General features: G+C 43.7%; 18 protein-coding genes. 2 read left to right on the top strand and 16 right to left on the bottom strand.

Going from position 1 to position 21237, the window contains the following annotated elements:
• Positions 1 to 42 precede the first annotated feature (42 nt).
• From PCY07_RS08965 to PCY07_RS08920, 10 genes are all read right to left on the bottom strand, one after another.
• Complete coding sequence (locus PCY07_RS08965) at positions 43 to 1131, bottom strand: DUF4352 domain-containing protein (RefSeq protein WP_301356428.1); 1089 nt, start codon at positions 1129 to 1131, stop codon at positions 43 to 45.
• Positions 1132 to 1284: 153 nt separating this feature from the next.
• Positions 1285 to 2196 carry a DMT family transporter gene (locus PCY07_RS08960; RefSeq protein WP_301356426.1) on the bottom strand — a complete coding sequence of 304 codons (912 nt, stop codon included), beginning with the start codon at positions 2194 to 2196 and terminating at the stop codon, positions 1285 to 1287.
• A gap of 95 nt (positions 2197 to 2291) precedes the next feature.
• Positions 2292 to 3335 (bottom strand): 2,3-butanediol dehydrogenase, encoded by a 1044-nt coding sequence (locus PCY07_RS08955; protein WP_049487948.1) that lies wholly within the window; start codon positions 3333 to 3335, stop codon positions 2292 to 2294.
• Positions 3336 to 3461: 126 nt separating this feature from the next.
• Positions 3462 to 3878 carry a hypothetical protein gene (locus tag PCY07_RS08950; protein WP_156671835.1) on the bottom strand — a complete coding sequence of 139 codons (417 nt, stop codon included), beginning with the start codon at positions 3876 to 3878 and terminating at the stop codon, positions 3462 to 3464.
• Positions 3879 to 3977: 99 nt separating this feature from the next.
• Entirely contained in the window at positions 3978 to 5420 is a 1443-nt protein-coding gene (gene gatB / locus PCY07_RS08945; protein WP_014713787.1) for an Asp-tRNA(Asn)/Glu-tRNA(Gln) amidotransferase subunit GatB, read from the bottom strand.
• The gene (gatA, locus tag PCY07_RS08940; protein ID WP_156671834.1) at positions 5420 to 6886 is read right to left on the bottom strand and encodes an Asp-tRNA(Asn)/Glu-tRNA(Gln) amidotransferase subunit GatA; all 1467 of its coding nucleotides are present in this window, start codon (positions 6884 to 6886) and stop codon (positions 5420 to 5422) included. The genes gatB and gatA overlap by 1 nt, the downstream gene beginning before the upstream one ends.
• On the bottom strand, positions 6886 to 7188 hold the full coding sequence (gene gatC, locus PCY07_RS08935; RefSeq protein WP_061454963.1) for an Asp-tRNA(Asn)/Glu-tRNA(Gln) amidotransferase subunit GatC: 303 nt from the start codon (positions 7186 to 7188) through the stop codon (positions 6886 to 6888). The genes gatA and gatC overlap by 1 nt, the downstream gene beginning before the upstream one ends.
• A 132-nt stretch (positions 7189 to 7320) precedes the next feature.
• Positions 7321 to 7893: a cysteine hydrolase family protein gene (locus PCY07_RS08930; protein WP_003018298.1), complete on the bottom strand. Its 573-nt coding sequence runs from the start codon at positions 7891 to 7893 to the stop codon at positions 7321 to 7323.
• On the bottom strand, positions 7893 to 8681 hold the full coding sequence (gene codY / locus PCY07_RS08925) for a GTP-sensing pleiotropic transcriptional regulator CodY (RefSeq protein WP_003018323.1): 789 nt from the start codon (positions 8679 to 8681) through the stop codon (positions 7893 to 7895). The genes PCY07_RS08930 and codY overlap by 1 nt, the downstream gene beginning before the upstream one ends.
• Before the next feature lie 188 nt (positions 8682 to 8869).
• Positions 8870 to 10084 (bottom strand): pyridoxal phosphate-dependent aminotransferase, encoded by a 1215-nt coding sequence (locus tag PCY07_RS08920; protein WP_013904074.1) that lies wholly within the window; start codon positions 10082 to 10084, stop codon positions 8870 to 8872.
• A gap of 209 nt (positions 10085 to 10293) precedes the next feature.
• Here PCY07_RS08920 and PCY07_RS08915 point away from each other — a divergent pair, with 209 nt between their 5' ends.
• Complete coding sequence (locus PCY07_RS08915) at positions 10294 to 10746, top strand: universal stress protein (RefSeq protein WP_003018301.1); 453 nt, start codon at positions 10294 to 10296, stop codon at positions 10744 to 10746.
• Positions 10747 to 11376: 630 nt separating this feature from the next.
• On the opposite strand, the gene PCY07_RS08910 is transcribed toward PCY07_RS08915, so the two are convergent.
• Positions 11377 to 12777, bottom strand: coding sequence for a Cof-type HAD-IIB family hydrolase (locus PCY07_RS08910; protein ID WP_049518221.1), 1401 nt, complete (start codon positions 12775 to 12777; stop codon positions 11377 to 11379).
• Positions 12778 to 12839: 62 nt separating this feature from the next.
• Here PCY07_RS08910 and PCY07_RS08905 point away from each other — a divergent pair, with 62 nt between their 5' ends.
• Complete coding sequence (locus PCY07_RS08905; RefSeq protein ID WP_301356418.1) at positions 12840 to 13802, top strand: asparaginase; 963 nt, start codon at positions 12840 to 12842, stop codon at positions 13800 to 13802.
• 732 nt (positions 13803 to 14534) lie between these two features.
• Here the strand turns inward: PCY07_RS08905 and recG are convergent.
• The 5 genes from recG to PCY07_RS08880 form a co-directional block, all read right to left on the bottom strand.
• Entirely contained in the window at positions 14535 to 16550 is a 2016-nt protein-coding gene (recG, locus tag PCY07_RS08900) for an ATP-dependent DNA helicase RecG (RefSeq protein ID WP_301356417.1), read from the bottom strand.
• Positions 16551 to 16610: 60 nt separating this feature from the next.
• The gene (alr, locus tag PCY07_RS08895) at positions 16611 to 17723 is read right to left on the bottom strand and encodes an alanine racemase (RefSeq protein WP_301356415.1); all 1113 of its coding nucleotides are present in this window, start codon (positions 17721 to 17723) and stop codon (positions 16611 to 16613) included.
• Positions 17710 to 18075 (bottom strand): holo-ACP synthase, encoded by a 366-nt coding sequence (gene acpS, locus PCY07_RS08890; protein WP_013904078.1) that lies wholly within the window; start codon positions 18073 to 18075, stop codon positions 17710 to 17712. The genes alr and acpS overlap by 14 nt, the downstream gene beginning before the upstream one ends.
• 86 nt (positions 18076 to 18161) lie before the next feature.
• Positions 18162 to 19190, bottom strand: coding sequence for a 3-deoxy-7-phosphoheptulonate synthase (locus PCY07_RS08885; RefSeq protein ID WP_195228083.1), 1029 nt, complete (start codon positions 19188 to 19190; stop codon positions 18162 to 18164).
• Positions 19191 to 19241: 51 nt separating this feature from the next.
• Positions 19242 to 21237: preprotein translocase subunit SecA (locus PCY07_RS08880; RefSeq protein WP_301556734.1), on the bottom strand; the 1996-nt coding region annotated here is incomplete at its 5' end.

Here is a 21237-nt window from a genome sequence, read left to right as displayed (position 1 = left end):
AAACACTCCTAGATCTATGTCCTAGAAGTGCCAACTTCCGCATTAAGAAAGATTTCCCTCGAATTTTTCCATAAAGCTATCACTATTATAGGCTTTTTCTACTTCCCACTTGCCATCTTTCTTAACAAAGGTCAACTGGTAGTCGTATCGATCCGGCGTCGTCAAGGGACGATCTGCAAGAGAAGCCATCATTTCCTCTCTATAGGCTTTGTTTTGAGCCTGATTCGCCTCGATGATCCCTGGGTAGTCTTTACGATGTTCTTGATAGAAGGTCTGCATGTGGTTTAAGATCGTCTTTTCCATGCTGACTGTCTCAGAATTCAGGCTAATGACTACCTTGTCTGGGAAGTATTGTTTGACCTTATAGGTTAATTTCGCGCGCTTAGCATTTTCCTTTTCATAAGCATCGATAAACTGGGTTACTTCTTCTTCAGGGAATTGGTAATCGTGTAATTTGCGAGTAAAGTCAGCCGCAAATTTCGCACGGAAATCACTGGCTTCCTTTTTCAAATCAGTTCCCAAAACAAAAGCATCATCCTTTTTGACCTTTCGTTGGCCACTGAAGTAAACTTGATTGATGTATTCATCTGCTAGAAGAGTGGAAGCTTCCACCTTATCCTCATACTGAGAAGAATCCACCGCAATTTTTAAAGGCTTGGATTTTTTATCAGAGCTATAGGTTTTTCGTTCATACTGCACTTCATATTTTTTACCTTTTTCGACTGGAAAAACGATATAGCCAGTTAATTTTTTATCCTGGGCCAACTGATCACTCTTGAGCAATTGGAAGGCTTCACTTTGGTCATAAATTCCTGACTGCAATTTGACCTTGTTATTATCCTCATCGTAAATGGTGATATCTGAATCTGACACGTTGATAGATTCTTTGGCAACATTTTTAAATTCTAATTGAAGGGCTAAATAGGTCCCGTCTTCTGAGTCATTGAGGACAGGTGGCTTGATGTATTGCCCTCCTTTTAAACTCACCTCGACTTGACCGTCAGATGCGGAACTTTTCGCTGCTTTTTCTGTCTTTGCTTGCTGCGAATTTGTCTTTTGAGCAGTAGTTCCACAAGCTACTAGACTCAAGGTCGCCACAGCAAATAAGATCCATTTTAAAATCTTTTTCATCCTCATCTCCTTAAAAAATTCTTTCCCTATTCTAACATCTTTTTCTAACTATGTATACGCTATATAGTGATAACTCTCCCTCAGAGGACGAGAATCACAAAAAGGCCAAGACTTTCGTCTCAACCTTTTTACTGAAAAAAATTGGTTTTGGTTTTACAAGATTCCTTTTTCTTTTTGAATCATGAGATCCTTGAGGGAAATCAAGAGAACTGCAAGAAGGATCATGGCCATCCCGATAAAATCAATGGCAAAGAAATGTTCATTCATAATGGCAAAAGCAAAAAATACAGCTGAAATGGGCTCAATCGAAGCAAGAAGGCTACCTTTGACCGGTCCAACTAAGCTAGTTCCTTTCAAAAAGACGGTATAGGCAAATATGGTCCCAATTACAACTAAGCCAATTAAGCCCATCAGATTATCCATGCTATATTGGCCATGAAAAAGTCTTTTCCCTGTGAAGGGAATCATCATAAGTCCTGGAATGAGCATGCCGATACCAATCACCAACATACTACCCCATTTTTGAATTAATTGAATAGGCAGAATGATGTAGAGGGCATAGGCAAAGGCAGAAACAAGCCCCCAAGCTAGCCCTTTAGGAGTGATTGCCAATTGATTGAGTTGACCATGGGTCGCAATAAGAAAGGTCCCTGCAATGGCTAAGACCATCGAAATGATTTCAGATACCGTAGGAGCTACCCGGTCTTTGATACACGAGTAGGCCAAGACACCTACTGGACAAAGATACTGTAAAACAGTTGCCGTACCAGCATTTGTCGCATGAATCGCTTCTAAATAGGTCAATTGAGTCATTAACAAACCCAAAAATGCAAACAAGAGCAAGGGCAAATAAGACGAGCGGTCTGTTAGAAAGGCTCTCACTTTTTTCTTATCCGCTAGAAAGGCTAATAGCAATAGAACTGCTCCCGAAATAATTAAACGAATCGTTGTCAAACCGATCGCTGTAAATCCATGAGCCATCAGGTATTGACCACAAGCTCCTGATAAGCCCCAAGCGATTCCAGCAATCAAGGTCATGAGCGTCCCCTTCATCGTCTTTGACATAGTCCCCTCCCAAATCTGTTCCTTACTTTTATTGTATCACAAAAGGCCGAAACTACACGTTTCAGCCTTGCTTTATTTTATATAAGTTTATTAGCTTATTCAGGTTGAACCAAGATCTTGATTTGGGATTTATCTTGTGTTAATTCAACAAATCCTTCTTCAACGATGTTTTCCAATTTAATTTTCTTGGTAACCAATTTCTCAGCAGAGAAGTAGCCTTGTTCCATCAATTCCAAGACTTTAGGGAAGATGTGACGGTAGGCAATAATTCCTTTGAGGGATTTTTCTTGGATGGCGAATTCATTTGGATTGATGCTCGCTTCGCGTTCCCAGATAGATACAACCATACATTCCCCAGCTTTATGAACAGCTGCAAGGGCTTGGCCTAAAACAACTGGAACCCCAGTGACTTCATAAGAAACATCTGCTCCACCACCTGTCAAACGATGGATGGCTTCTACGACTGTTTCTCCTTCTTCTGGGCGAACAACGATCGCTCCCAATTCTTCTGCTTTAGCTTGGCGTTCAGGAGACAATTCAACCGCATAGATTTTTGATGCTCCTGCTGCACGGAGGGCTTCAACGATCAAGAGACCAATTGGGCCTAAACCAAAGATAACAGCTGTATCACCAGTTTTCAAAGCAGATTGACGAACTGCATACACAGCTACAGCAGCAGGTTCTGTAAGAGCGGCTTGTTCATAGCTCAAGCTATCTGGAATCACATGGACAAGATCACCATCAAGGACACAATATTTAGCAAAACCACCATCTGCAGCGAGGCCGACGAAGTTCAAGTTTGGATCAAGGTTATAATCACCAATTAAGTTGTGCTCTGCAAGAATTGGTTCGATGGTTACACGATCCCCAACTTTGACACGAGTGACATCACTTCCGACTTCTACAATTTCACCAGAGAATTCATGTCCCAAAGTAACTGGTGCTTTTTGACCAGAATAAACATGTTCTTCTGTTGGAATGAAGATTGGGCCGTCCAAATATTCATGCAAGTCTGTCCCGCAAATCCCCGTGAACTTAACTGCCACCTTTACTTGATGTGGTTGTACTTCAGGTACTTCCACCTCTTCAATACGAACGTCTTTTGCTGCATGCCAGCGTGCTGCTTTCATAGTAGCCATAGGATGGTCTCCTTGTTTTCATGATTTTTAGTTTTCTCTTCAGGAAACTTTATACACCATATTGTAAACGTTTTCTTTTTGCTTGTCAAGGAAAAACTGAACAAAGAAGACAATGAAGAAATAAACCTAGTGATGACTTCTTTTCCTCTCCACATTACAAGACTTTTTCTGTATCCGACAAACCTCCAATCTCCACCCCAAAATCCAACCAAGGACCAAGAGATAATTTTCAAGCGCACCGATCCCATTGACAGGCAGATGATAATAAAAATAACTAAAGAGATGATTAGTACCGATCCCAATCCCACCTAGGATCAAAGCCAATAGAACCATCCGAAGGTAAAACCAATCGTATTTGAGATTGACAGCAATGAGAATCACAAGAACTGCCACATTCCAAATCCCAATCTCCCGTTGCCAACCGACAGAAACACCATATCCCGAATGACTTCCCATATAAGATGGAAAGAATAGCTGGAAGACAATCGCTCCAGACATGGCGATGATAACCAGGACAAATAAGGCTCTTAAAAATTTGTTCATGTAACTCCTCCTAATGCCAGTTGATATGTAATGGCCTTTCCTATTCTAACACAATTTTATGGATAGTAAAAACCAACCTCTCGGCTGGTTCTTTATCTATTACTCTTCTTTCAACTTCGCCAATTCTTGAGCAAGTAACTTGAGGGCTACTTGTGGGTTGGCTTGGCCTTTGGTTGCTTTCATGAGGAAGCCGGTGAAGGCTTTATCAGCGTTACGTTTACCTGACTTGAAGTCAGCTACGGCTGCTTCATTGTCTGCGAAGACTTGGTGGATGATTGGGATCAAGACTTCAGGGTCTGAAATCTGTACCAATCCGGCTTTTTCGACGTATTCACGCGCGCCGCCACCGTTTTTCGCCAAGTGAACAAAGACTTTCTTGGCAATCTTAGAAGAAATCGTTCCATCTTCGATGATGGCAATCATTTCGACCAAGTTTTCTGGTGTCAATTGGATTTCTTCCAGTGTTTTGCCTTCTGCATTCAAGAATTGTGCCACTTCACCTTGGAGCCAGTTAGACACTTGTTTGGCATCGCCACCAAGGGCTACAGCTGCTTCAAAGAAGTCAGAAGTGACTTTCGTCGCTGTCAATTGGTTGGCATCATAGTCAGACAAGCCAAGCTCTGCCACGTAGCGAGCACGACGGTCTTTTGGAAACTCTGGCAACTCAGTACGCATTTCCTCAATCCACTCATCTGAGATTTCAAACAAGGGAAGGTCTGGTTCTGGGAAGTAACGATAATCCGCTGCTCCTTCTTTGACACGCATGAGGATTGTGCTCTTGTTAGCTTCATCGTAACGACGTGTTTCTTGACGAATGACACCACCTGAACGCAAGATTTTCGCTTGGCGTTGCACTTCGTATTCAAGACCTTTACGGACGTTTGAGAAGGAATTCAAGTTTTTCAACTCTGTCTTGGTACCAAATTCCTCTTGACCGTATGGGCGAAGGGAAATGTTGGCATCGACCCGCATCGATCCTTCTTCCATCTTGACGTCTGAAATACCAGTGTACTGGATAACTTCTTTCAAAGCTGTCAAATAAGCATAGGCTTCTTCAGGAGAACGCATATCTGCTTCAGATACGATTTCAATCAATGGCACCCCTTGACGGTTAAGGTCTACGTAAGAGAATCCATCTGTTCCGTGGGTATTCTTACCGGCATCTTCTTCCAAGTGGGCCCGTTCAATCCCGATTTTCTTAGTTGAGCCGTCTTCCAATTGCACTTCAATCCAACCGTTGTAACCGATTGGCTCGTCAAATTGCGAAATTTGGTAGGCCTTTGGATTATCAGGATAGAAATAGTTCTTCCGGTCAAAGTGCATGTGCTGATGGATATCCATATTCAAGGCCAAAGCAGCCTTGATACCAGCATCCACAACACCCTTGTTCAAGACAGGAAGCACCCCTGGGAAAGACCAGTCGATCACATTGGTATTGGCATTTTGCTCATTCCCAAAGTGAGCAGAGGTTGGTGAGAAAATTTTTGAGTTTGTATTCAATTCAACGTGGACTTCAAGTCCGATGACTGTTTCAAAGTTCATTAATTGTCACCTCCGAAAATAAGGGGTTGTTGCTTGTGGTAATCCGTCGTTGCTTCAAAGGCAGCTGCAGCTTGGTAGATGGTTTCTTCAGAATACTTAGGACCGATCAACTGCAAACCAACTGGAAGACCTTGCGCAAAACCTGCAGGAATCGAAATCCCTGGAAGACCTGCCAAGTTGACTGGAATAGTCAAGAGGTCCGCCAAGTACATGGCAACCGGGTCATGGTTGAGCGAATCCAAATCAAAGGCTACACTTGGAGCTGTTGGACCAAGGATAAGGTCGTAATCCGCAAAGACTTTTTCGAAGTCTTGGATAATAAGGGTACGGACTTGACCAGCTTTCTTGTAGTAAGCATCGTAGTAACCAGATGACAAACTAAAGGTACCAAGCATGATCCGGCGTTTGACCTCATCACCAAAGCCTTGACTACGAGTGTTCACGTAGATATCATCCAAGTTTTTAGCATCTTCCGCACGGAAACCATAGCGAATCCCATCGAAACGTTGCAAGTTTGAAGAAGCTTCAGATGAAGCGATGATGTAGTAAACGGCAACCCCATATTTAGAGTGTGGAAGGCTAACTTCTTCGACAGTTGCTCCCAATTTTTCAAAGTGTTTGGCCGCATTAAGGATGGTTTCTTTGACTTCTGGGTCGATCCCTTCACCGAGGTATTCCTTAGGAAGGGCAATCTTCATACCTTTGATGTCTTGACCAATCTTAGAAGTAAAATCGGCTACGCGTACTGGTGCAGAAGTTGAATCCTTGGCATCTTCACTGGCAATGACATTGAGCAAGAGGGCATTTTCCTTAACGGTTGGAGCGAAAGGTCCAATTTGGTCGAGTGAGCTACCAAAGGCAATGAGACCAAAACGGGAAACCGTTCCATAAGTTGGTTTGAGACCAACAATCCCGTTGAAGGCAGCTGGTTGGCGGATAGAACCACCTGTATCTGAACCAAGGGACAAACGGACTTGCCCTGAAGCAACAGAAGCTGCTGAACCACTAGAAGATCCACCAGGCACCTTGCTGTGGTCCCAAGCATTCTTGGTTGGTCCATAGTAAGAAGTTTCCCCAGATCCACCCATGGCAAATTCATCCATGTTGGTCTTCCCGATGACAATCATATCTTTGGCTTTGGCATTGGCAACAGCTGTCGCATCAAAGATTGGCTCGTAGTTATAGAGCATTTTTGAAGCCGCAGTTGTCAAGATACCATCTGTTGAGATATTGTCTTTGACAGCGAGTGGAATCCCTGACAGGAGGTTATCTGCATCGATTCCTTTTGCATCAATGGCCTTGGCTTGCGCAAGAGCCGCTTCTTCTGCCACTGTCACAAAGGCATTGACTGCTTCTTCACGTCCCTTGATATCGTCAAGTGTCGCTTGTGTCAATTCGGTTGCTGAGATTTCCTTAGAGACAAGGAGGTCGTGCAACTCTTCAATGGTTTTATGGTTGAATGACATTAGGCATCTCCTCCATCTTCTAGGATAGCTGGTACCTTGATGTAGTAATTGTCTTTTTCAGGTACATTTTTAAACAAGCGGTCACGGTCCGTCCCGTTCTCAGCAACATCCGGACGCAATACGGTCTTGCGGTCAGCCATGGTCGTTGTTGGGGCAACACCTGTTGTGTCCACTTCTTCCAACAATTCTACCATGTCGACTATCTTCGACAAGGTTGTCGCAAACTCAGCAGTCTCTTCTGGTGAGAATTTCAATTTTGAAAGATTGGCAACGTGGGTTACCTCTTCTTGCGTAATTTTCATCTTGCTTCCTTTCGTGAAATGATAATTTCCAATACCTTCTATTTTATCATAATTTTAGCTTTTCATGTTGCATTAAAATAAGAAAAAGAGATGAGACTAATTGAGAACTACACTCAACTAATTCCATACTCTTTATTTATTTTCACTTAAAGTTTTATCTACCAAGCTTGCCCCTAAGACATGCTTGAAATGATTCAAGGCAAACTGGTGATTTTCAGGAGTAAGCGATGCCACTGCAGGTTCCACGACTTCTATCTGATAGCCGAGGTTGTAGGCATCAACCGCTGTATGGAGGACACAGATATCAGTCAAGACACCTGTCAAAATAACGGTATCTACATGACGTTCTCGAAGGCGGATATCTAGGTCCGTTCCTGAAAAAGCAGAATAATGACGTTTGTCCATCCAAAAGACGCGTGGATCCGCTTTGTGCTCCCGATAAAAATCTGCCAAAGGGCCGTACAAATCACGTCCGCTGGTCCCAATGATATTATGAGGTGGGAAGAGCTTGCTTTCAGGATGAAAAGGATCCTCTACATCATGCGCATCAATGGCAAAAAAGATATAGGCTCCTTGGTCAAAGGCCAATTGGGTCACCTGAGCAATGGTCTCGGAAATGGCTTGTGCAGGAGCACCTGCCGTAAGCTTACCATCATCTGCTACGAAATCGACAGTGTAGTCAATTGAAATCAAGGCTTTGGTCATTAGTAATCTCTTTTCTTAATTTCTTCAAAGATATCTGGAATCAACACTTTGAGATAGGTTCCCTTCATTCCAAGAGAACGGCTTTCAATAATGCCAGCTGACTCCAATTTCCGAAGTGCATTGACAATCACAGAGCGGGTAATCCCAATCCGATCCGCGATGATAGAAGCGGTCAACTGCCCCTCGTTTCCTTTCAATTCACTAAGGATAGCAGATACGGCCCGCAATTCAGAGTAAGACAAGGTATTGACGGCCATATTCACTGCTGTCCGGCGACGAATATTCTTCTCATCTTCCTCGCGTTGGTAGTTCAACATTTGAATTCCTACCACTGTACTAGCAATCTCAACCAAGATCAAATCATCGTCGTCAAACTCTTTATCATTCCGCCAAATGATCAAAGACCCCAAACGAATCCCAGAAACATGAATGGGCGCAATTGTCGTCAAGCCATCAGGAAATTCAGACTTGGTCTCTACTGGAAAGACTGTCAAATCATGCTCGATGGGAAGGTTTGCTTCTGTATCATAAACTAAGCTTGCTGCCTTGGCATAATCTTCTGGTAATTTTTTATTTTGAAAGAAAGCTTCTACTCGGTCATTGTTAGTCTTGTAACGCATGAAATAACCAAGAAGGGTTCCCTTGCTATTAATAATACAAGCATTACAATTGATAATATCCGCCAATTGTTGGGCAATATCATTGTAAGGCATCTCGACTTGCAACTGCTCATCAGTCCGTTTCAAGATGGATGTAATTTTACGTGTTTTTTCTAATAAGTTTGCCATAATAAACCTCGCATATAGTCAGCTAAAGTATATCATATAAGTGTAGGAATTTCAATCAAATTATCTGAAAATTATTTATTTTTTCTACAATTATGCGCAATTCAGAAAAATGTCGATTCGATGGCATGGAATTTATAGAATGAATCAAAAAAAGATTGAAGACCTTCATCTTCAATCCTTCATGATAATTAGCGTTTGTATTGTTTCAAGAAACGAGTCATTTTTTCTTGAATTTGAGCCAATTCATCCACACGTGGAAGGTAAACGATCCGGAAGTGATCTGGGTCCTTCCAGTTAAAGCCACGGCCATGAACCAAGAGAATTTTTTCTTGCTTCAAGAACTCTAAAACAAATTGTTCATCATCATCCACGCGGTACATGTCCCGATCAATCTTAGGGAAGATATAGAGACCAGCCTTTGGCTTAACAGCTGAGAGGCCTGGAATATCATTGATAGCTTTGTAGATGAAGTTGCGTTGTTCGTAGATTCGACCACCTGGAAGCAAGAGTTCATCCACGGATTGGTAACCTCCAAGAGAGGTTTGCACAACTTGTTGAGCCAAGACATTCGAACAAAGACGCATATTGGACAACATGTTCAAACCTTCGATATAGCCCTTCACATGATGTTTCGGTCCGGATAGAACCATCCAACCAACACGGAAACCAGCAATCCGGTGAGATTTTGACAAGCCATTCATACTCACACAGAAGAGATCAGGCGCTAAACTTGCGATAGCCGTATGTTTTTCACCATCCATAACTAAACGATCGTAAATTTCATCCGCAAAGATGATCAAGTTATTTTGACGAGCGATCTCTACAATCTCAAGCAGGATCTCATCTGGATAGAGGGCACCTGTTGGGTTATTCGGGTTGATGACAACGATAGCCTTGGTGTTTGAAGTAATTTTCGACTTGATATCCTCGATATCTGGATACCAGTTTGCTTCTTCGTCACAAAGATAGTGAACCGCGTTCCCACCAGCTAGGCTGACTGCCGCCGTCCAAAGAGGATAATCCGGCATCGGTACCAATACTTCATCCCCATTGTCCAAAAGCCCTTGCATGGACATGACGATCAGCTCACTCACCCCATTTCCAAGGTAAATATCATTGATATCGACATTTGGAATTTTCTTCAATTGACAATACTGCATGATGGCCTTACGGGCTGAAAAGATCCCTTTTGAATCCGAATAACCTTCACTATCACGCGCATTCATGATCAGATCATGGATGACTTCATCTGGAGCTGTAAAGCCAAATTCAGCAGGATTTCCTGTATTCAAACGAAGAATCTTTTCTCCATTTGCTCGCATGCGCATCGCTTCTTCCAAGACTGGACCACGAATATCGTAAGCGACATGTTCGAGTTTGCTTGATTTATTATATTCCTTCATTTTCTGCCTCGATTCACGAAATTATCTCTATTATACCACTAGTTCAAACAGAGTACAAACCGAGGACTTTAAAAATCCTGCAAAAATATACTAGAAAAAGCGAGACTTTACCTTTACATTCTAGCCTAAAAGGGATAAAATATAAGTGTATAAGGAATAGAGTTACCTTCTATTCTATCCATGTTTTCAAGCTATAAGGAGGTAGGATTATGTCTCAAAAATACGAAAACATTATGGTCGCTGTCGACGGTTCCCATGAAGCAGAATTAGCCTTTGAAAAAGGGGTTAATGTTTCTCTTCGCAACGGCTCCAAATTGACCATTGTCCACGTCATCGATACCCGTGCCCTTCAAAGCGTCTCAACGTTTGATGCTGAGGTCTACGAAGAATTGCAAGAAGAAGCCAATGAATTGCTCAAAGGCTACAAGGAACGTGCTGAAAAGGTCGGCGTTCAAAATGTTGTGACTGTTGTAGAAATGGGAAATCCAAAAGTCCTCTTGGCCAATGATATCCCAAGTAAAGAAGGGGTTGACCTTATTATGGTCGGAGCTACCGGACTCAATGCATTCGAACGGTTAATGGTCGGATCTTCCTCAGAATATATCCTTCGCCACGCCAAAGTAGACTTACTAGTGGTACGTGATAAGGATAAAACCATGTAAGAAACAAAAAGTTTGGAACTTCTGTTCCAAACTTTTTGAATGTAGACAAACTATTGTTTTACATAAAACAGCTAGATGATTTTCAGAAAATGACTTTTATTTTTTGAAGATTAAATACTTTCCGCCGTGAGAAAAGTGCTAGAAACACTATTATTTCTAGCACTCGGGAGTTTTGAGAGTAAAACAGTTCGGGAAACTGTTTTAGCCTGAGCCTACGAAGGGGTTCAAAACTAATTGAACACGGGCTGCGGATTGTGTCAAAAAGATAAGTTTTCCTAGAATCGAAAGATTCTGCGTCAAACTTCCTATTTTGACTTTATCCGCAGACGCCCTTTGTATCTTAATAAGTCATGGAACTTCCTGGATTGCTGAAATCATCCACTGGATCATTTCATCTAACGTCCGTACTCACCTAAGGAAAGTTTTTCAGAAGACTTTATCTTCAATCTGAAGAGGCTGGGACAAAAGTCCTAGCCTCTTAATTATTTTTGGATTGTCGAGCAAGACGCAGTGGTTGAGTGGGCTCTACTACGCTGATTTCATCAGCTTTTACAGCCCTACTCAACTGTGCGGAGGTGGGACGACGAAATCGAATTCTAACGAATTACCGATTTCTGTCCCACTCTCTTTTTAGTTGTCTTTCTTTGCTTCTTTTTGTTTTGCATGTTTTTCGTAGGCTTTCAGCTGGCGATCAAGTTCTTTTTTGATGGCTGGTTCTGGAGCGTATTTTTCTTCCCAATCATCTGGCTTCAGAATTTTGTGGGTTACTGGATCAAAGTGCGCCTTTCCATCTGGGAAAATCTTGCCCATATTGGCCCTGTGAACAATCTCAAAGACCTCTTCAGGATCGACCCCCATTAGAACAAAGCTACCATAAGTCAGATAGAGGGTATCAATCAAGGCATCAACCTGCCCTACCATGGAGATCTCAGCTGGATGCTTGCTACGAACCTTATCTGCAGCCTTATCCAAAGCTTCGTGAAGAGCTGCTACCGAGCGGTCAAATTCTTCCTCATTACGGCTAGCTGCTCGGACAAATTCTACCAACTCCTCTTGCTTGAACATGGTCCGATAAAGGGCATCTTGAGGCTGCCAGACAACAGGTTTTTCTTGAGTTTCTCCATCCATCACGCCATGGAAGGTTTTGACCTTATTGAAGTGATCATCCTTAGAAAGAAAGAGTTCTTTCTCTGAGAGAATACCAAAGTGTTGCAGGGCCTTTTGGATGCCATCCTTGCCATTACTAGTCGTTGTATGCTTGGCAATCGCCTTGACACTGGTCGTCCCATTTCCCATCGCAATGGATAAGCCAACACCTGAAAGCATCTCTAAGTCATTATCAGAATCTCCAAAAGCCATCACCTCATCAATGTCAAAGCCAAATTCCTGACCAACGATGCGAATCCCTTCTAACTTGGAAATCCCCGGGTTGAGGACATCTGCTGCAAAAGGACTGGAACGTGTGAATTTCAGATGTGGAAACTCTTTTTCAATTTTTGCAGTCTCTTCTGGACTCGATAAGATCAACACTTGATAAATTGGTTCTTGCGCGAGTGCATAGAGGGTGTCCTGATCTTGTGGGACGACCTTGCTGACCACTTTGTTAAATCCTCGACTGACTGTACGAGCCATTTTGCGGGGTACAAAGCGACTAGACCAGGTTGAAATAGGACTCATCCCAAAACTCATGATCCGAGAACCAAATACCCCATCCTTGCTACCGAGAGCAATTTCCTTACGGTGTTCTCGAGCATAGTCAATTAGTTGGTGCAGACTCTTTTTATCGATTGGGCTGGTAAACAGCACACGGTCCTTGGTCAAAATATACTGACCATTATAGGTCACTGCAAAATCAAAACCATAGCGTTCCATAAACGGTTTGACAAAGGCCGGTCCCCGCCCTGTCGCAAGGCCTACATAGATCCCTTCTTCCTTTAAAGACTGAATGGCTTTTTCTGTTGACTTTAGGACCGCTCGACTATCATTCACCAAGGTTCCATCGATATCAAAAAAGACTGCTTTTATTTCCATGTCTACTGTTTCTTTCTTTTTATGATAAAATAAATTATATCACATATTCCAAGGAGCTTCACATGTTTAAGAAAATTTTAGCACTACATACCGGTGGGACCATTTCGATGGCAGCAGATGACTCTGGGGCAGTGATTACCAACGAAGTCAATCCCATGACCCAAGTCACTTCACCAATTGAAGGGATTGCAGTCACCTCGGAGGACTTCTTCAACCTTCCCAGCCCTCAAATGACCCCCCGTCACATGTTAGCCCTATATCAAAAAATCAAAGAGGAAGCTCACAACTACGACGGCATCGTCATCACTCATGGGACAGATACGCTGGAAGAAACAGCTTATTTCTTGGATACCATGAAGTTACCAGAGATCGCTGTGATCATTACAGGAGCTATGCGAAGCTCCAACGAGCTCGGAAGCGACGGTGTCTACAATTTCCTGACAGCCCTTCGAGTAGCTGCCGATCCGAAAGCACGCGATAAAGGTGTCTTAGTCGTCATGAACGATGAAATTCATGCGGCTAAGTACGTCACCAAAACCCACACCACCAATGTCAGCACCTTCCAAACACCAACCCACGGCCCACTGGGGTTGGTCATGAAAAAGGAAATCCTCTTCTTTAAAACAGCCGAGCCAAGGGTGCGCTTTGATCTCGAGACAATCGATGGTTTCGTTCCGATCATCGCTACTTATGCAGGGATGAAAACCGATCTGCTGGACATGCTGGATCTTTCAAAGCTCGATGGCCTCATTATCGAAGCCTTTGGAGCTGGAAACATCCCCAAAGAAACGGCACTCAAACTCCAAGAACTCATGGATGCAGGCCTTCCAATCGCTTTAGTATCACGTTGCTTCAACGGGATCGCTGAACCCGTCTACGCATATGAAGGAGGAGGCGTCCAACTCCATCAAGCAGGTGTCTTTTTCATCAAAGAATTAAACGCCCCCAAAGCGCGCATCAAACTCCTCATCGCCCTCAATGCCGGCCTAAAAGGACAAGAACTCAAAGACTATATCGAAGGGTAAACTAAGATACAAAGGGCATAGCGGATACAGTCAAAATAGGGAATACGACGAAGAATCCAAAAGATTCTAGGAGGATTCATCTTTTTGACACAATCCGCAGCCCGTGTTCAGTTAATAAGATACAAAGCCCGTAAAATGCCAAGTGAAAATAGGGAGTAGGACAGAAGTGATACTTTGGCGGACGCTTCGTCGTCCTACCCCCACAAGGCTGATTAGGATTCTTCCGAGCTCATAAAGCGAGAGAAGAGTCCAATCAGCTACTGTGTCTGGAAGTTAGTACTCGTATAGTTGGCGTTTTTTCACACAGCATTTAGCCCGTGTTCAATTCGTGTAACGAGACTGGGCAAAAATTGTCAGCCTTCGATGTTTGATAGAAATAACAGTATGACGCAGTGGTTGATTGGCATCTTTGTTCGCTTTTTAAGCTCCAAAGCTGACCTAATGAGGGAAACAAAGTTTCCTTTATCCACAACCTTCAACAGCCTCCCAGACTGTTGAAGCTATGCAGGGGTGGGAAAATTGAAAAGGTTTGGGGAACCTTTTCAACCTTTTTTAATTCCTAGGAGTTCTTTCCCACTCCCTACACGACTCACTAACTCCTCAGGTGGATGGTATCGATCCACCTTCGTCCTGTGTCGCATTTCATCAAGATACAAAGCCCGTAAAATGCCAAGTGAAAATAGGGAGTAGACTGGAATCCAAAGAATTTCCTCTCTACTCCCTTTTTATATTTTAGTCTAAATGTTCTTTCTTTTCTAAATAAAGCGAGAGCAAATGCCAATCGGGGTGTTCGCGCCAATCTGGCGTGGCTACGATCTGACTGGCAACTTTCCTTGCTTCTTCCAGAATGGGATAATCTTCTACCAAATCCGCCACTTGAAATTCTGGGATCCCAGATTGACGGGTTCCAAAGATTTCACCTGAACCTCGCATTTTCAAATCTTCTTCCGCTAGCACAAACCCATTGGTTGTCTCTGTCATGATTTTCATGCGCTGCTTGCCACTATCGGTCTTAGGATTGGCTACTAGAATAGCATAGGATTGCTTGTTTCCCCGCCCAACCCGGCCTCGAAGCTGGTGAAGTTGGCTAAGACCAAACCTATCTGCATCCATAATGACCATAACGGTTGCATTGGGTACGTTGACTCCTACTTCAATAACGGTCGTAGACACCAAAACATTGACTTGGTGCTCTTTAAAGGCCTGCATGATGGCATCTTTTTCTTCACTTTTCATCTTCCCGTGAAGAAGAGAAATGCGTGCTCGCTGACCAAAGAAGGCCTCTAGCTCTTCTTGAAGGGCAAGGGCGTTTTTCAAATCTAGCGCCTCTGACTCCTCGATCAAAGGAGAAATAAAGTAAGCTTGAGAACCTTTGCTAAGTTCTTTGACTAACCAGTCGAGAACCACTTCTAACTGCTCATGCTTGACCCAACGTGTGATGATTTCTTTGCGTCCCGCAGGCATCTGATCAATAATGGACACATCCATATCTCCAAAGGCTGTAATAGCCAAGGTCCGAGGGATGGGGGTCGCCGTCATCATCAGGACGTCTGGATTTTGTCCTTTTTCTCGAAGAATACGACGTTGGGAAACCCCAAAACGGTGCTGCTCATCAATAATGACCAAGCCTAGATCTTGGTAGTGAACTCCCTCTTGAATCAAGGCATGTGTCCCCACAATCAGTTGAGCTGTTCCTGAGGCGATCTCTTCTAAGACTTCTCGTTTCTCAGCCACCTTTAATCCTCCTGTTAGAAGGGCAATTGGCAAATCTGGAAAAAGATTTTGCAAGCTTTCCTTGTGCTGCTCTGCCAAAATCTCCGTTGGAACCATCAAGGCTGCTTGCTTACCAGCACTTAAGGCTGCATACATAGCAAGACCGGCCACGACTGTCTTCCCGCTTCCTACATCCCCTTGAAGCAAGCGGTTCATATGATAAGGAGAAGCCATATCTGTCAAGATTTCATTCAAGCTGTTTTCTTGAGCTTGCGTTAGCTCAAAAGGAAGCTTTTTTTTTCGTTCTGCTAATTTTTCTGGATCCCAGGCCAAGGAAATCCCTTGGCTGGCATCGTGGTTTTCTTCTTTTAGCACTTGGAGTTGCAGCTGGAAAAAGAGGAGCTCTTCAAATTTTACCCGACGAAGAGCTTGCTTGTACTCTGCCAGATCCTTAGGAAAATGCATAGCTTGCACTGCTTGGGAACGAGACATGAGTTGATAACGATCTCGTAAGATTTGGGGTACATTCTCTTCTAAAAGCTGGTCCAAGCCCTGGTCGAATGCTATTTTGATCAATTTCACCAGGCTGTTTTGGCTGACTCCTTGCGTCACTCGATAGACCGGCTGCAAATCATCCTCCACTTGAGCCAGGAGCTTCATTCCTGTCAAACTCCCCTTGGCCTTGTCCCATTTCCCAAAAATCGCTACTGTCTGCTGGACCTCGATTTTGTCTGCTAGATAGGGTTGGTTGAAAAAATTAACTGCAATGACCTGGTCTCCCTGTTTGATCGAAAAACGCAAGCGATTTCGTTTGTAGCCATAATATTGGACATTGGCTGGTGTTGCTACCACCCCAGAGATGACTGCCTTTTCTCCATCTTCCAACTCTAAAACATTGCGCGTTTTGAAGTCTTCATAACGAAAGGGGAAATACAAGAGCAGATCTTCTAAGGTTTCAATCCCTAACTTTTTAAATTTTTCTGCTGATTTTGGACCGACTCCAGGCAGTACGGATAAGGGTTGGTGTAGATTCATTTCTCCTCCTTTCTTTTATAAAAAAGCAGGTCCATCCGGGAAAACCCCACCTGCTTCTCCTTATTCTTCACCTGTATAGTCACGAGGAATCCGATCACTCAAGAGACAGACCACTTCATAATTAATGGTACCACGGTAATCTGCAACCTCTGTTGCCGTGATTTCTTTCTCGCCCTCGCGTCCAATCAGGGTAACCTTGGTCCCCAGAGGCAATTCTTCGGGAAGGCGAACCGTTACCTGGTCCATCGAAACTCGACCAACAATGGGACAAAACTCACCCTTGATCAGTACATGGAAATTTTGCATCTCTCGGATCCAGCCATCCGCATAGCCGATAGGAATCGTCCCGATCCATTGGGATACTTCCGTCGTATAGGTTGCCCCATAGCCAATATCTTGACCAGCTTCTAACTGTTTCACATGAACTAATTCGCTCACCAAACTCAAAGCTGGCTTGATTTCATAAGGCAAGGCTAGCACAGAACCACTCGGATTCAAACCATACATGACATCTCCCAAGCGCACAGCTGTGAAAATCGTATCCGCATGCCACAAAGAGGTAGCAGAATTACTAGCATGGACAATAGGAGGAAGGGTTTCAAGAGCAGCCAATACTTCTTTGAAAAAGTGGTATTGCGCTTGGAATTTTCGATCATCTGCTTCATCTGCTGTCGCAAAATGAGTAAAGATTCCTTCAATTTCAGCTCCAGCTGCCAAGAGGAGGCGTTCAGCCACTTTGATGTCTTCGATCCTTCGGAATCCGATCCGCCCCATTCCTGAATCCACCTTGATATGGACCTTCAATCCTGAAAGATCTGCTTCTTCTCCAAGCAATTGGTCCAACCAAGCAAGACTGGCCACCGTTAAGCGGATGTCATGCTCTTTGGCTAGATTCACTGTTTCACTTGGCACAACTCCCAAAATCAAAATAGGGTGTTGCAAGCCTTCTTCACGAATTTCAAGGGCTTCATCCATATTGGAAACACAAAAACCATCTACCTGAGGTGCCAATTTTTTGGTCACCGCAACGACCCCATGACCATAGGCGTTGGCCTTGACGACTGCATATTTCAAAGCTTGACTCGGAATATGCTCACTGACTTGTTGCACATTAAAGGCAATGGCATCCAAATCGACTCTTGCAACAGTTGGTCTATGTTTACTTGCTTTCATTTTTTTCCTCCAAAATGACACTGGTCGACACTAGGTCTCCCTTGTGACTGATCGAAATCCATACCTTACCAGAAAAAGGAGACTTGGAAAAATAGGGTGCTCCGTGGGCATCATTTAAAATTTCCAAATCTTGAAAACCAACCGGTCCAATCCCTGTTCCCATTGCCTTCGAAAAGGCTTCTTTGGCGGACCATCGGCCCGTCAAATATTCCATTTTCCGTTTTCCAGACAATTCCTCAAAGCGCTCTCGCTCAGCCTCGGTTAAGACTTTTTCAGCGAATCGAGTATTCTTCTGATAGGCTTTTTCAATCGCAGCGATCGATTCGATATCGATGCCATGTCCTTTGATCATCTTGTTTTATCCTTATTTATCGTTTCAGTATCGTTTTACTAACAAAAGAGAAGGGGCTAAAGAATCACTCCTTCCGCCCCTGCCTTTTACTTATTCATCGTTGCAATTTCTTTGACCAAGGCCTGTGTTTTTTCCCAACCCAGGCAAGGGTCTGTGATGGATTGACCATAAACCACTGGTTCATTTTGACGGCCATCTTCTAGATAGGATTCAATCATGAAACCACGAACTAAAGTTGCCAAATCCTTGTTCCAAGCACGGTTCATCATGGTTTCTCTCACGATGCGTACTTGCTCTTCGAATTGTTTGCCAGAATTGTCATGGTTGGTATCCACCAGAATGAAAGGATGTTGCAAGCCCATTTCGCTATAGCGTTTTGCTGCCGCTAGCAAATCTTCATAATGGTAATTAGGAATATTCTTACCACTTGCATCCAAGCCTCCACGAAGGATCGCATGGGCTAAAGGATTTCCTGATGTTTCCACTGCTTGGGCATTGAACAAAAAGTTTTGGGGATGTTGAGCCGCATAAATCGCATTGAACATAACAGAAAGATTTCCAGAAGTTGGATTCTTCATACCTGTCGGAGCAGAGATCCCACTAGATACAAAGCGGTGCTCCTGGTCTTCAACCGAACGCGCTCCAATGGCATGATAGGAAATCAAATCTTCAACATAAGGAAGACTCGCTGGATAAAGCAACTCATCCGCAGTTGTCAAACCAGTTTCTGTAATCACACGGTAGTGGAGATGTCGGACCGCTTTCAAACCATCCACAAAGCTTGGTGCCGCCTGTGTATCTGGTTGGTGCATCAAGCCTTTATAGCCATCCCCGTTGGTCCGAGGCTTAGCCGTATAGACCCGCATCACAATGAAAATCTGATCTTTGACTTGCTCTTGCAAGTCTGCCAAACGACGGGCATAGTCCATCACAGCTTCTTCATTATCAGAAGAGCAAGGTCCAATCACAAGAAGGATCCGTTGGTCTTCTCCTTTGATAATAGCTTCCAACTCTCGATCACGCGCTTCTTTTCGCTCCAAGGCTGGACCTTCCAAGCGGTAAAGCGAAGTGATCTCTTGCTCATCAATCTTATTACTCTTCGTAATGAATACCATACAGCCTCCTTTTGTTTCTATACCTTCATCTCTCTTCTCATTGAGAAAAAATCAAAATTTACGTCCGTGACAGTTTTTAAATTTCTTACCTGAACCACATGGACACAAATCGTTACGTTTTACTTGTGACAAATCAATGCCTGACGGAATATCTTGTTGCGCTGCAATATTCCGTGTCGCAGTTGTCGAAATACTGTGTTCCGTACGTGGACGTTCTTGTTCGTGAATTTGGGCTTTCATCATGAGACGAGTCACATCAAATTCAATCGATCCGATCATATCGTTAAACATACGGAAACTTTCTGATTGGTATTCCACTACTGGGTTATTTTGCGCATATCCACGGAGTCCAACGGCATTTCGCAATTGATCTAAGGCATCAATATGGTCTGTCCACTTGCTATCTACCACGCGAAGGATCAAGACTTTTTGGAATTCTTGCACAGACTCTTCGTCACGCAATTTCGCTACTTGGCTGGCATAGATTTCTTCTGCACGTGCATACAAGTAATCGATAACTTCCTTGTCAGATTTTCCTTCAATATCGCTTGCAGAAATGGTATCTTCAGGAACCAAATTGTATTTGGCAAAGTTCAGAATCGCTTCAACGCGTTCTTCCTTGCTTGAGTGGCTGGCCCCTTCAACAATCCGTTTGATGGTCCGTTTGATCATGGCCTTGATTTCAGGCGCCAAGTCACGGTTAGCTGTGATGACATCATAGCGTTCAGCGTAGATAATTTCCCGTTGTTCCCGCATCACGTCATCGTATTGAAGGACTTGTTTACGGGTATCGTAGTTGTTTCCTTCAACCCGTTTTTGAGCACCCTCTACCTGACGGGTGAACATGTTTGAACGAATCACCGATTCTTCTTCGCTCAACTTGAAACGATCAAGCACTGCTTTGATCCGTTCAGAACCGAAACGACGCATCAATTCATCTTCAAGAGACAAGTAGAATTGAGATTCACCTGGATCCCCTTGACGTCCTGAACGTCCACGAAGCTGGTTATCGATCCGACGGCTTTCGTGACGTTCTGTCCCGATGACACAAAGACCACCGAGTTCGCGAACCCCTTCACCAAGCTTGATATCGGTACCACGCCCGGCCATGTTGGTCGCAATGGTAACAGCACCACGTTGACCAGCGTTCATGATGATTTGCGCTTCTTTGTAGTGGTTTTTCGCATTCAAAACTTCGTGAGGGACACCTGCTTGAACCAACAATTGAGAAAGGTAATCACTGGTTTCAACGGCAACGGTACCTACTAGGACTGGTTGACCTTTTTCATGACGAGACTTGACATCTTCCACAACAGCCTTGAATTTTGATTTCAAGCTTGGGTAGAGAAGGTCTGGATGGTCAATACGGGCAATCGGACGGTTAGTTGGAATTGGAATCACGCGAATGTTATAAATTTCACGGAATTCTTCTTCTTCGGTTTTCCCTGTCCCTGTCATCCCTGACAACTTCTTGTACATACGGAAGAGATTTTGGTAAGTAATCGATGCAGATGTTTTGGTTTCTTCTTGAACTGGAACACCTTCTTTAGCTTCGATGGCTTGGTGAAGCCCATCAGAATAACGGCGACCTTCCATGGTCCGACCAGTAAATTGGTCGACGATCAAGATTTCTTGATCCTCACTAACCACATAGTCGATATCCAAAATCATGATGTAGTTGGCACGAAGCGCATTGTCGATAAAGTGAGTTAAAGCTACGTTTTCAATATCGTACAAGTTTTCAAGATTAAAGTAGCTTTCTGCCTTATCGATCCCTGAATCAGACAAACCGATGGTTTTAGATGGGACATCGATAATGTAATCGTCCTCTGTCAAGGTCTTCACATAAGCATCCGCCATGTGGTAGAGCTGGCTCGTATCAGAAGCTGTCTGACCAGAAACGATCAACGGTGTACGAGCTTCGTCAATCAAGATCGAGTCTACCTCATCAACCAAGGCATAGTTCAATGGACGTTGAACCATGTTTTCTGCACGCACAACCATGTTGTCACGCAAGTAGTCAAACCCGATCTCTGAGTTGGTTGAG

Source organism: Streptococcus sp. SP1 (genome assembly GCF_030440005.1).
GTDB lineage: Bacteria > Bacillota > Bacilli > Lactobacillales > Streptococcaceae > Streptococcus > Streptococcus parasanguinis.
This window is presented reverse-complemented; position numbering and strand designations above follow the sequence as displayed.